The sequence below is a fragment of the Bifidobacterium sp. genome, assembly GCF_022647885.1.
Lineage (GTDB): Bacteria > Actinomycetota > Actinomycetes > Actinomycetales > Bifidobacteriaceae > Bombiscardovia.
Genome location: NZ_JALCLM010000001.1, coordinates 1,571,524 through 1,584,565 on the forward strand (window position 1 = coordinate 1,571,524; position 13,042 = coordinate 1,584,565).

General features: G+C 48.9%; 12 protein-coding genes. 7 read left to right on the forward strand and 5 right to left on the reverse strand.

The features are described 5' to 3' along the window. Nucleotides 1-14: 14 nt before the first annotated feature. From coaE to LKI20_RS06725, 3 genes are all read right to left on the reverse strand, one after another. The gene (coaE, locus tag LKI20_RS06715; RefSeq protein WP_366936170.1) at nt 15-674 is read right to left on the reverse strand and encodes a dephospho-CoA kinase; all 660 of its coding nucleotides are present in this window, start codon (nt 672-674) and stop codon (nt 15-17) included. Between the two features lie 193 nt (nt 675-867). Further along, nucleotides 868-2,352: a 30S ribosomal protein S1 gene (gene rpsA / locus LKI20_RS06720; protein ID WP_291771916.1), complete on the reverse strand. Its 1,485-nt coding sequence runs from the start codon at nt 2,350-2,352 to the stop codon at nt 868-870. 131 nt (nt 2,353-2,483) lie between these two features. Continuing rightward, nucleotides 2,484-3,362 carry a bifunctional methylenetetrahydrofolate dehydrogenase/methenyltetrahydrofolate cyclohydrolase gene (locus LKI20_RS06725; RefSeq protein ID WP_291771919.1) on the reverse strand — a complete coding sequence of 293 codons (879 nt, stop codon included), beginning with the start codon at nt 3,360-3,362 and terminating at the stop codon, nt 2,484-2,486. A 109-nt stretch (nt 3,363-3,471) separates the two neighbouring features. Between LKI20_RS06725 and LKI20_RS06730 the strand changes: the two genes are divergently transcribed. The 3 genes from LKI20_RS06730 (at nt 3,472) to LKI20_RS06740 (ending at nt 6,278) form a co-directional block, all read left to right on the forward strand. Next, a complete protein-coding gene (locus LKI20_RS06730; protein ID WP_291771922.1) occupies nt 3,472-4,458 on the forward strand; it encodes a metal ABC transporter solute-binding protein, Zn/Mn family in 987 nt (328 codons plus the stop codon). 78 nt (nt 4,459-4,536) lie between these two features. Further along, nucleotides 4,537-5,448, forward strand: coding sequence for an ABC transporter ATP-binding protein (locus LKI20_RS06735; RefSeq protein WP_291771924.1), 912 nt, complete (start codon nt 4,537-4,539; stop codon nt 5,446-5,448). Further along, nucleotides 5,445-6,278: a metal ABC transporter permease gene (locus LKI20_RS06740; protein ID WP_291771927.1), complete on the forward strand. Its 834-nt coding sequence runs from the start codon at nt 5,445-5,447 to the stop codon at nt 6,276-6,278. Before LKI20_RS06735 ends, LKI20_RS06740 begins: the two co-directional genes overlap by 4 nt. Before the next feature lie 261 nt (nt 6,279-6,539). On the opposite strand, the gene ispF is transcribed toward LKI20_RS06740, so the two are convergent. Beyond that, nucleotides 6,540-7,073: a 2-C-methyl-D-erythritol 2,4-cyclodiphosphate synthase gene (gene ispF, locus LKI20_RS06745; protein ID WP_291771930.1), complete on the reverse strand. Its 534-nt coding sequence runs from the start codon at nt 7,071-7,073 to the stop codon at nt 6,540-6,542. A 98-nt stretch (nt 7,074-7,171) separates the two neighbouring features. Then, nucleotides 7,172-7,765, reverse strand: coding sequence for a CarD family transcriptional regulator (locus LKI20_RS06750; RefSeq protein ID WP_291771933.1), 594 nt, complete (start codon nt 7,763-7,765; stop codon nt 7,172-7,174). Nucleotides 7,766-7,922: 157 nt separating this feature from the next. Here LKI20_RS06750 and glgB point away from each other — a divergent pair, with 157 nt between their 5' ends. From glgB to LKI20_RS06770, 4 genes are all read left to right on the forward strand, one after another. Further along, on the forward strand, nt 7,923-10,175 hold the full coding sequence (gene glgB / locus LKI20_RS06755) for a 1,4-alpha-glucan branching protein GlgB (RefSeq protein ID WP_291771936.1): 2,253 nt from the start codon (nt 7,923-7,925) through the stop codon (nt 10,173-10,175). A 45-nt stretch (nt 10,176-10,220) separates the two neighbouring features. Further along, nucleotides 10,221-10,952, forward strand: coding sequence for a response regulator transcription factor (locus tag LKI20_RS06760; protein WP_291771938.1), 732 nt, complete (start codon nt 10,221-10,223; stop codon nt 10,950-10,952). Nucleotides 10,953-11,010: 58 nt separating this feature from the next. Further along, complete coding sequence (locus LKI20_RS06765) at nt 11,011-12,102, forward strand: sensor histidine kinase (RefSeq protein WP_291771940.1); 1,092 nt, start codon at nt 11,011-11,013, stop codon at nt 12,100-12,102. Between the two features lie 231 nt (nt 12,103-12,333). Continuing rightward, entirely contained in the window at nt 12,334-13,041 is a 708-nt protein-coding gene (locus tag LKI20_RS06770) for a LexA family protein (protein WP_291771942.1), read from the forward strand. Nucleotide 13,042: the final 1 nt, after the last annotated feature.

Genomic DNA, 13,042 nt, shown 5'->3' on the forward strand with positions numbered 1-13,042 from the left:
TCCCACTAACTCACTCACTTTGTTCCCGATACACGTCCGACATCCGTAGTGGCATCTTCAGCAATTAACTGTTCATATACTCTATCAACCATATCGAACATTTGTTCGAAGCTTTGCGAGGAGTCAATAATGATGTCAGCTACTTGCCGACGGTCATACTGCGAGGACTGGCTTCTCACACGGTTTACCGCATCCCGCTGTGACATATGACGGGTTTTCAGCATTCTTCTGACACGTTCATCTACTGGCGCTTCAACACTAATCACATGTTCGAACGAAAAAGGAATATTCTCTGCTACCTCAGCGAGGAGCGGAATCTCATGGACAATAAGATATGCCTTACCTTGCTCCCCCATCTGTCGTTGAAATTGCTTATCAAAACTTAGAGCCTCACGAAACACCGCAGGATGAATAATCGATTCAAGCTTTTGCCGTTCTTTTTCGTGCCCTGGTGCAAATACTTCAGATGCCATCCATGATCTGTTTAATCCACCCTTAGTATCAAGGGCTTGAGCGCCAAATTCCATCACAATATGTTGCAGGGCTTGAGAACCAGGTAACACCACCTGATGCGACAATTCGTCATAGTCGATAATTGCGGCACCTAACTCTTGCAGACGCTGAGCAACTGCGCTTTTCCCAGCTGCTATACCTCCGGTGAGACCGATGCGCATTGATATTCTCCTAACTTGAAATGGAACTGCCATGAAATAAAGCTTGCATAACACCCGCCAAACTGTACTTCCTGTGTGCACTATTAGGCCACTGCCTAAGTATCGTGTCATAACGCCAGTAATACGCAAAAACACGAGAAGCCCGGTCGAAACCGAGCTTTTCGTGTGACTGGTGTTGCGTTAGTAAAAGCGATCAGTTCTTTTCGCTCAGCAGCTGCTCACGCAGTGCTGCAAGCTGATCGTCGGCGGCAAGAGTTCCTTCATTACCTGCTTCGGAAGAATAGGTTGAGGTCTCCTCGGCCTTCTTCTCCTTAGCATCGGATTCCTGTCCGTCTTCGGCTGCTGAGGTCGCTGCGTTCTCGATCTCCTTGGCAACGAAGGCCTTGTGCTCTTCCCAAAGGTCGTGAGCAGAAGCGTATTGAGCTTCCCATTCCTCGCGCTGCTTCTCGTACCCTGCAATCCATTCGTTGGTCTCTGGATCGAAACCTTCTGGGTACTTGTAGTTGCCGTTCTCGTCGTACTCTGCTGGCATGCCATAGAGTGCTGGATCGAAATCTTCGGAAGAAGGATCGACCGAGTCATTGGCCTGCTTGAGAGAGAGTGAGATACGACGACGATCAAGATCAACGTCGATGACCTTAACGAATACCTCTTCGTTAGGCTTGACAACGGTCTCTGGGTTTTCGACGTGGCGATTAGCCAACTCCGAGATGTGCACGAGTCCTTCGATACCGTCTTCGACGGAGATGAAGACACCGAACTGCACAATCTTGGTAACCTTGCCCTTGACAATCTGTCCTGGAACGTGGGTACGTGCGAAACGCTGCCACGGATCTTCCTGGGTTGCCTTGAGACTGAGTGAGATACGCTCGCGATCCATGTCGACATCGAGCACCTCAACAGTGACTTTGTCCCCAACCTTGACAACTTCACTCGGGTGATCAATGTGCTTCCAAGAAAGCTCGGAAACGTGGATCAAGCCGTCAACGCCACCAAGATCGACGAATGCGCCGAAGTTGACGATGGAGCTGACCACGCCCTCACGAATCTGGCCCTTCTTGAGCTGTGAGAGGAAGGTCTCACGCACTTCAGACTGGGTTTCTTCGAGATATTGACGACGAGACAGCACCACATTATTACGGTTCTTATCGAGTTCAAGAATCTTGGCCTTGATCTTCTGCCCAATGTATGGGCTGAGATCACGAACACGGCGCATTTCAACAAGCGATGCAGGCAGGAATCCACGTAGACCAATGTCCACGATAAGTCCACCCTTGACAGCTTCGATGACGGTACCTTCAACAACGCCGTCGGCGTCCTTGATTTTCTCGATGTCTCCCCAAGCACGCTCGTACTGAGCACGCTTCTTAGAGAGTATGAGACGGCCTTCCTTGTCTTCTTTAGTGACGACAAGAGCCTCGATGGAGTCGCCAACCTGAACTACTTCGTCAGGATCGACGTCTTTCTTGATGGAAAGCTCGCGGGAGGGGATGACGCCCTCGGTCTTGTAGCCGATATCTAGCAACACTTCGTCATGATCAACCTTGACGACGGTGCCCTCAACCAGATCACCATCATCAAAGTTCTTGATGGTGGAATCGACTGCCTTGATGAAGTCCTCCTCGGTGCCGATATCGTTAATCGCTACCTTCTGGGCTTCTGTGTTATTCTCTGCCATTAATTGATTGTTTTCTGTAGATTGTGAACGGATAAAATCTGTATTCAGTTATGTTTATGCTCGTCTTAAGTTATAGGAATTTGCCATTTCGACACATTCAGTGTCAATACTAGGCGAAAACACGCCATTTGTCATGTATTCGCACGCTCAGCGATTTCCACAACATTACTCAGCAACATAGCTCGAGTCATTGGACCAACTCCACCTGGATTTGGAGTATAGGCGAAAGCTTGTTCTCTAGCCGCTGGGTCAATATCTCCAGTGATATGCCATTTGCCACTCTGAGGATCTTGAACCCGCGAAACTCCAACATCTACCAGTACCGCACCGGGCGCCACATCATCTGCCGATACGATTCCCGCTCGACCTGTGGCGGCGATAATCACTTCAGCTTCGCGCAGGTGCCGTTGCGCGTCAACAGTCCCTGTATGGCATAAGGTAACAGTGGCATTCACATCATTTCGTGTGAGCAACAATCCAATGGTGCGTCCTATGGTGATTCCTCTGCCGAGCACACAGACACGTTTACCAGCAAGATCGATATCATAGCTGTTGAGTAATTCAATAACTCCTCGTGGGGTACAAGGAAGAGGAGTGTGAAGCTCCCCTTTCGGATGGAGTACTAACTCACCGAGATTATATGGATGCATACCATCAGCGTCCTTAGCTGGGTCGATGCAATCAATAATCGCATTAGCGTCAACGCCCTTTGGTAAGGGCAATTGCACGATAAAACCGGTGCACGCTGGGTCCTCGTTAAACTCCATAACCGCGGCTTTAATTTGTTCTGCATCGGCATCTGCAGGCAAATCGCGGCGCAAAGATTGTATGCCCACTTCCGCACAATCTTTATGCTTTCCAGCAACATAGCGTGCAGAAGCTGGATCTTCTCCTACCAACAGCGTTCCCAAACCTGGATAGATTCCCTGTTCAGCAAGCTTGGCAACTCTTGATCTCAGATTCTGCTTGATGGACGCTGCCACTGCAATACCATCGAGTCTCAATGCCATATGATTGACTCCTATTCTGCTCACATTGCTTCGCAACATAGGCTATCGTGAAAGCAGGATGAGTAGTACACAGCGCAGTTCCGAATTTGAACCAAGAAGAAGGCAACGCATGAATCGAACATTGCGTTATTTCGTCCGTGCGGTGGCCACATTCCTCGCTGCCGCCGCAGTGTTAGCGAGTAGTGCATGCTCTTTTAGCGACAGTACTTCGAAGACCTCCGCACCTGCACCAGCTGGCCCCGTCACTGTGGTGTCATCTCTCGAGCAGTGGGGTTCCTTAGTGCAGCAAATTGGTGGAAATCAAGTCAAAGTCACTTCCATTCTTAATAGCACTTCAACCGATGCGCAAAGCTTTGAACCGAGCAGCACCGATATTTCAACAATTGCTAGTGCTGGATTAGTAGTCATCAACGGCGCTGGATATGACTCCTGGGCATCAAAAAATATAGGGAAAAATGCCGTTCTCATCAGCGCTGCAGATACCGTAGGCGCCTCTGAAGGAGACAATCCTTATCTCTGGTTTTCCAAAGAAGCCCGTAAAAGCATGGCCACGGAAATATCAGAGTCGCTCAGCAAACTGCTGCCGTCAAAAAAAACGTATTTCCACAACAGACTTGCGAGTTGGCAGAGCGACGAAACATCTGTAGAAAATCAGATCAAATCTTTTACCAAAACGCATACAAATCTGACCTATGCAGCTACAACGTCAGTTGCCTACTATCTCATGGCTGATCTTGGATTCAAAGATGCAACTCCGGAAGGCTATTTGCAATCTCTTCAGTCTTCGGGCGAACCAACGGCAAGCGATCTCAAAGATTTCACGACTCTGCTGGAAAAACGTCGTACAGACTTGTTGGTTGACGATCCTCAGCACATCACCGATAGCAGCAAAACAATACTGTTACAAGCTCAGACCACCAACATTCCTGTTCTCAGCATTACTGAACACATGCCTGAACAGCAGTCCACACTGACACAATGGGTAGAATCCCTTGTCACACAAATCGGCGACAATACAGCAAAAACCAATGTTGTTGCACCTCCATCCCCCAGTACGAGTACTGTTCCTAATGAAAGCGGTTCCCAGTCGCATTAAGCACTCATGCTTATACGACAGAGTCTCGCGACGATACGATTGCCAAACTAACTTAGGCTCTAGAGTAGAAAGCCATTCATGCAAGAAGAAGCAGTGCGCGAGTGCATCATATTTACAGATGCCTCAATCGAACGGGGCGGCCGTGTTATATGGTCGCATGGGAATTTTAGTATTCCAAGCGGTACAGTCACAGCAATAGTAGGTACCAACGGTACCGGGAAAACCACCATGATGAATGCTGAGCTCGGACTGCTTGCTTTGAAAACTGGCACAGTGACCGTTCTTGGCAAAGCAGCTGGACGAGCCAATGAACGCATAGGCTATGTACCGCAAAGTTACACTTCAGATATCGATTCCAATCTCACTGCAGAACAATCCGTGCTACTCGGTCTCACTGGGACACGGTTCGGACTACACATCACCACAGCCAAAGAACGTCAGAAAGCATATGAGGCTATGGCGTTTACTGAAATTGCAGATAAGGCGCATATGCGTCTGTCAGAACTTTCAGGAGGTCTGCGACAACGAGTTGCTATTGCACAAGCGTTGGTCGCTGATCCTGAACTACTGATGCTTGATGAACCCCTCGCTAATCTAGATTTGGCAAGTCAGAGAGCTACTGTGCACGTATTGGCAAGGCTTAATCACGAGCTAGGCATGACCATACAAGTGGTCGCACATGATCTCAACATGCTATTGCCTATTCTCACGGGCGCTGTTTATCTGCTTGATGGGCACCCTCACTATGCACAAATGAATACGGTCCTTGATGCACAACTACTCACACACTTGTATGGCACCACCGTTCAAGTGGTGACCACACCGCAAGGTGATATGTTCGTGACCCCAAGTGCAGACGAACCAGATAACGTCATCCCTGATACGCACATTGCCACTGATGTAGCTCACTTCCATCAGCACCCTGCTCAATCTGAACTATCCGATAACAATGGCAATGCACCTCATCTAGAAGGAGGAGAGCAAGCATGAGTTCCGTAGATTTTTCATTTGACCCCGCTTGGATGTCAACGCTTCAAGCACCCTTCATGGTGAATGCTGCACTGGCTGGATTGTGTATAGCAGTAGCTGCTGGCGTGATGGGATACTTCACGATAGCCAGAAACTCTACTTTTGCAGCCCATGCCCTAGCCCATATCGGACTACCTGGGGCAACGGGGGCTGTATTGCTCAGTCTGCCTGTTTCGGTCGGTCTGGGTGTTTTTGCGCTCGGAGGCGCTTTAGTTATTGGAGCTTTGGGTAAACGAGCCACTCAACGAGAAATCGCCACTGGTACAGTACTCGCGTTTGCTACAGGTTTGGGCTTGTTCTTTGCACGACTGTCCACATCTGCATCACAGCAAATGCAGTCGATTCTCTTTGGTTCAATCCTGACAATTACTAGTGACCAAATCATTGGTTTTGTAATATTTGACGTAGTGTTGTTACTCGTTGTTACTGTTGTCTATCGTCCCTTGTTATTTAGTTCGCTTGACGAGCAGGTAGCTCAAGCTAAGGGCATCAATATCGGTGTAATGAATGTCATCTTTATGGCCATGATGGCAGGAGTCATCACTATCGCGGTCCCAGCGGTAGGCACTCTACTCATCTTTGCTTTGGTTATTACCCCCGCTGCAACCGCCAATATTCTTGTAGCGTCACCTTTTCGCGCAATGCTACTTGCCGGTGCTATCTGTCTAATTTCAATTTGGGGCGGTCTGGTTCTCTCAGCCATGTTCCCAACCCCACCGAGCTTCATGATTGTGTCGATTTCGACCGCCTTTTGGGCAATTATCAAATTCATTGCTTCCCGCAAGTCATAACAACGCTGCACACAAGCGTTATTATGACCATCTAGTAGCTAAATCCCTGCATAATCAAGCCGCCCTACTGGTGCATCGTCGATTGTGTAGGGATTTTTCGATAGACCCAGCTCTACGACTAATCTGGAAGCTTGAAAATCCGCCGTTCTTGATTTTTGGGCAAATGAAATGTTTATTTAAATCCCTACACAAACGAAATTCATGCATCTTTTCGAGCGATTTTTTCTACAAATACGGTGATTATGGCGTAACAATCCGCGTTTAGAGAGCAGTTTCGCGAATCAGCGTTGCCGTTGCCATAGCAGCTATCCCCTCGCCTTGACCTGTGAAGCCCATACCGTCGGTAGTTGATGCGGTTAGAGTAACAGAGGCACCAAGCGCCTGACTCATGGCTAAGGTAGCGTCTTGCCGATGAACAGCAATTTTGGGTTGTTGAGCCACAATAACAACACTTGCACCGTTGACCGACCAACCAAGTCCTGAAAGCATCACCGAAATCTCTCGAATCATGTCACGCCCATGCATACCCGAGCCCTTCGAATCTGCTCCAACCCCGAAGAATGAACCAATATCGCCTTGGTCGGATGCGGAGAGCAACGCATCAATCAATGCGTGTGCGGCTACATCTCCATCTGAGTCGCCTTCGAGCCCAGAGAGGCCACACTCCTCTGCATCCTCCCAACGCATACACGCAAGCCATAGCTCACGACCACTATCAGAAGTTGAAAATTGGTGAGCGTCAAAGCCCATACCAACGCGCAAAGCACTAATTCCAGAACCGCCGTACTCTCCCATAACTCATCTCCATTGTTCGGTGGCTGTGTTGCTTGATAACGTTCCACTTATACAAAAGGGCTGGATGTTATATCCAGCCCTTTTGCGCAATATGGCGTTTACTTCTTTGCCTTCTTGCTTTCTGCGTCTAAACGCGCAAGCGTCTCTGTAGCAGGTTCCTTAGGATTCTTCGTATGATGTTTCTCATCTCCTGGCAGCGGATCCGCATAGCCAAGATTGACATCAAGTAGATGTTGAGCTTCTTGCTCGCCAAGCCCTTCAGAAAGAGCAATCTCGGATGTAAGGATGCTCCGCGCCTTTGTCAACATGCGCTTCTCTCCTGCTGACAATCCATGCTCATCTACATCGCGCTGTGCAAGATCGCGGACTACCTCGGCAATCTTATTGACATCGCCTGTGGCAATTTTCTCCACATTCAACTTGTATCGGCGAGACCAATTCATCTCTTTTTCGATAATTGGTGTGCGCAAAATTTCAAAGACTTTCGCGACTTCCCTGGCTCCGACGATATCTCGGACACCGACCTTCTTCGCGTTATCGACAGGGACGTTAATCACCAGACCGTCTGAGGACAACACTGAAAGCTGAATGTACTCGCGCGTTATACCTTTGACTGTGCGTTCGGTGATGGCCTCAACCTTTGCTGCGCCGTGACGCGGATAGACGACCATATCGCCGACGTTATATGCCATGAACCCTCCATGATAAATGCAAAACTCGAATAATCTTGCCATATGGCCGAGACTTGTCCTATATACACCCAATTAAAGTCTCTGACCTCGTTGCGCCCCACGTGCCCTTCAAGGGACACGCCAACCGTGATGTGCTGTGAGCATATACACTTCATATATGGACACTCTTACAACAGATGACCACCGCACAACGCCGTCGCACGTGGACTATGGCGTCCTCGATTCGGTCAGCAACGCAAAATTCTATAACCCGCATGCCATTCTTGGCGGCCACCTCAACGAAGGGGAAGATGCCGGATATGTGACCGTGCGAACGCTGCGTCCACTAGCACAAGATGTCACCATAATCACTCCATCTGGCGAATTTGCAGCCCAACATGAATTCAATGGCATCTTCACCGCGGTCGTACCCGCACAACGTAATGGAGCACAATGGTCAGTGCCCGATTATCGTATTCGCACCACATACGAAGGCGGCGAAACACTAGTCGAAGATGATCCATATCGATACTTGCCCACAGTTGGCGACGTAGACATCTACCTTTTTGGAGAGGGACGTCACGAGCGACTATGGGAGGTTCTCGGAGCCCATGTGATGCACTTTGATGATCCAATGGGCTCAGCCGATGGCACAGCAGGAAAGACTGTTGACGGAGTTGCATTCGCAGTATGGGCTCCGAATGCCCATGCAGTTCGAGTAACCGGTGATTTCAACTCTTGGGATGGTCGTCGCTACGCAATGCGTGAGATTGGCTCATCTGGAATTTGGGAGTTGTTTATCCCTGGTTTGCAATCTGGCGCGTTATACAAATACGAAATTCTCAACTCCAACGGTGAATGGAAGATGAAAGCCGATCCAATGGAACGCGGTCATCAAATTCCCCCTGCCACCGCTTCCCAGGTTGTTGATTCTCATCACGTTTGGAAAGACGACTCATGGATGAATCAACGCGCACAAACCGATCCACATTCAGGACCAATTAGCATCTACGAGTTGCACGCTGGTAGTTGGAAAGAAGGCCTAAGTTACCACGAACTAGCCGATCAGCTTGTCGACTATGTACAAGAATTAGGATTCACTCATGTGGAATTTATGCCGCTGTCACAGCATCCTTTTACTGGTTCATGGGGCTATCAGGTCACAGGATATTACGCACCTGACTCACGCCATGGTTCCTATGACGATCTGAAATATCTAATCGACACTTTGCATCAGGCTGGTATTGGTGTGGTGATGGATTGGGTTCCGGCTCACTTCCCCAAAGACGATTTTGCACTCGGTCGTTTTGACGGCACACCACTGTATGAAGATCCTGACCCACAACGTGGAGAACACCCCGATTGGGGCACTTATGTATTTAACTTTGGACGTAATGAAGTGCGCAATTTCTTAGTTGCCAATGCGCTGTTCTGGCTATCTGAATTCCACATTGACGCATTACGAGTGGATGCCGTGTCTTCAATGCTCTATCTTGATTACAGCCGTCAGGATGGTCAATGGCATCCAAACATTTACGGCGGTCGAGAAAATCTTGAAGCCATCTCTTTCCTTCAAGAAGCGACAGCAACCGCATACCGCGAAAATCCAGGAATCATGATGATTGCTGAAGAATCAACCTCTTGGCAGGGTGTCACCGCTCCTACTGATGCTGGGGGTTTGGGTTTCGGTCTTAAGTGGAATATGGGCTGGATGCACGACACTCTGGAATACATGAAGGAAGCTCCGATTAATCGTAAATACCATCACGATGAAATTACCTTCTCGATGGTTTATGCGTATTCCGAACACTATGTACTACCCATTTCTCATGATGAAGTAGTGCACGGCAAAGGGTCGCTTATGGAACGTATGCCAGGTGATGACTGGCAACGATTCGCTGGCGTACGAGCATTATTCGCCTATCAGTGGGCACACCCAGGCAAGAAGCTCACCTTCATGGGCAATGAACTGGCACAATTCAACGAATGGAATAACAATCACAGTATCGATTGGGATTCGCTGAATTGGGAAGATCATCGCGGAGTTCAACGCTTGGTTGCAGATCTCAACAATGTATACAAGCACACACCTGCTCTCTGGGACCAGGATTTCGATCCAGCAGGCTTCCAATGGTTAACCAGCGACGATTCAGATCACAATGTGCTGAGCTTTGTCCGTATCGGCAAGAACGGTGAACAAGTTGTGGTGGTGGTGAACTTCTCAGGAAACGCTTGGCAGGATTATCAAGTGCCCTTGCCACAAGGCGGTATTTGGAAAGAGATTCTCACTACTGATGACTCGAAATATGGGGGTTCAAACATCCACAATGGCACCTTCATCGCGGACGAAGAAGCGTACCATTCTCGTGAATGGTCGGTGAAACTCACGATTCCGGCACTAGGAGCACTATTCTTAGTACCTGAGGACTGACACGATGCGTCTCGCGCGCATCCACAAAGTAAGGTAAACGTGAGTATGATCAATAATTCAATGTCTCCCGCAAAACCGCACACGATTCTGGTCGTTGAGGATGAACCTACACTGGCCACAGCTATCGCACAGCGCTTAACAGCGGAAGGATGGACGGCGAGAGTTGCCTCTGATGGAGCCAGCGCAGTTCAAGCTGCCGCACAACTCCGTCCACAACTGGTGATTATGGATATTATGCTTCCGGTAATGGACGGTCTTGAAGCGACCAAGCGTATCGTTGCCGAACGTCCTGTGCCGGTTCTTATCCTCACGGCTAGGGATGATGAAGCAGATAAAGTCATAGGACTGGGCGCCGGAGCTGACGACTATATGACTAAGCCATTTTCTATGCGTGAGCTCATCGCGCGTTGCAAGGCTCTGCTCCGCAGAGTTGAGCGGGCTAAGGTCATCGCAAAGAATTCCGAGAATGAAAAGTTACTCGATTTCGGCTCGCTCATTATTGATCCTGCTCAGCGCATCGTCACTATGGACGGACAACAGATTCATTTGACACCTACCGAATTTGATCTGCTAGCAACACTTGCACGCAAACCAAAGTCCGTACTCACTCGCGAGAAGCTTCTTGAAGAAGTATGGGATTGGGTAGATGCCTCCGGTACACGCACTGTGGATTCCCACGTTAAGGCACTACGTCATAAGCTCGGATCAGAAATGATTCGAACGGTACATGGTGTCGGCTATGCCTTCGAGCCACCGGAGACTAACCCCACAGCCTGAAAGCCCGAATTCGCGCACGACTGTCGCATATAGCAGAGATCGAGTTTCATAGAACATCATGCAGAAAACTCCGAAACGAAGTTCAGCACCACACGTTGATCCAGAACGACCGATTGGCTTTCTCTCTTCACTAAAAGGTGAGTTGAGTATGCTTATCACGATTTCCACGGCTATTGCTTTTGTAATGGCGTGGTTTTTGCTCAAAGTCGGTTGGAGCGGCTGGATTTCTATGCCCCTCACGCTCATTGTTGCTCTCGGAATCACCTATGTGTTTTCACGAGGATTGACCTCGCCACTGCGTCAAATGCGCGATGCAGCCACATCAATGTCTGCAGGCGATTACAGCGTGCGCGTACAATCGGCAACCCTCAGCCACGATGAGGTGGGCCAATTAGCCAGGTCATTTAACGAAATGGCTGAGGAACTGCAACATGCCGATCAGATGCGCCTGGACATGGTGGCCAATGTGAGCCATGAATTGCGTACACCAGTTTCTGCCTTACAAGCCATGGTCGAAAACATGGCCGATGGCGTGATTGAACCAACCCCTGCGAATCTCGACAGCATTCTCGATCAAACTCACCGGCTTTCTGACTTGATTGCTTTCCTCTTGGACCTTTCTCGAATGGAAGCCGGAGCAGCCAGTCTAGAAATTGATGCTTTCGACTTCGCAGACTTCATCGATGAAGTTGTGGAACCGTTGGAAATTGCCGATTCTGGTCATGCACATGACATTCGTATGGATATACCTGACGGCATCGTTATGGAAGGTGACCAAGATCGCTTGCGTCAGCTCTTCACTAATATTATTGCCAACGCACTCAAACATTCCGCGGACGGTACCACTGTGCTGATTGAAGCACATGAAGATACAGAGCAGAGCACCATTGTGACCAACGTAGTGAATTACGGTTCACAAATTCCTCAAGAGGCTCGTTCAGATATTTTCCGTCGTTTCGTTAAAGGTAAAGCAGGCCCAGGAACTGAATCGGGCGGAACTGGTTTAGGACTATCAATCGCTCGTTGGGCTGCGCAACTTCATGGCGGCACCATTGTGGTTATAGATGACCCACGTGGGGCCGATTTTGAGGTTACTCTGCCAAAATATCATGTGGCGCAATACCACGGTTCCCTCGTACAACGTTCGTAATTTTTTCACCTGTCATATTCACCTGTCATATTCACCTGACGGCAGCATAACTGTGCATAGACGCACGCTAAGAGGCCGAAAATAGGATCCTCGTATGCTCATATGCACAGTTATGCAATAAATTTCGGTCTCACGGATGCTGCATTCTCAATCTCACATGCTATATTCGAACATACGTTCGAATATTGTGCTGTTGCGCCTCTCTCATAGAGGTAGCTACTGGGAGGGAATATGTCTCAACGTACTACTGAAGATGCTCGCTCAACAGGCCAGCACCAACCGCCATCAGCAATGTCAGCGAGCGATAAACCGCTATTGCCTCTGCAGACATCAATCTCGTCAACAACAGGATGTTCCCTGCCCAACGCACAACTTTTCAGACCTCTTAATCAAGCACGCCCTGTGCCAGCAGCTCTTGAATCAGTACGCGCCGGATTTCCCTCTGTCGCGCAGGACTATTTCGCTGGTGATTTCAGTTTTGATGAAAATGTTATTCTTCACCCCGATACCACCTTCATTCTCACAGTGGCTGGGGATTCTATGGAGGGGGCTGGCATTTTCGATGGGGATCTACTAGTCGTTGATCGCTCATTGAGCCCTGAAGAAGGTGATGTTGTTGTAGCCATTCTGGATAACGAATTGACCGTTAAACGACTACTGCTACATGGACACACACCAATTTTGCATCCAGAAAACCCTAGATACCCTGATTTCGCTCCGAAAGACAACCAAAGTCTAGAAATTTGGGGCGTAGTCACCGGTAATTTTCACAGTCAGAAACGCATAACTCTCGTTCACCACCACATCAACCAACAACAAACCTCACGCACATCAGCGAATATGGAGGCGGACCCCGCTCATAGTCCTAATAACGTCGCAACGTCTGCAACAACACCCACATCAACGAGTAGCGCCTACCTGTCAGCTGGTTGGAAGTAAA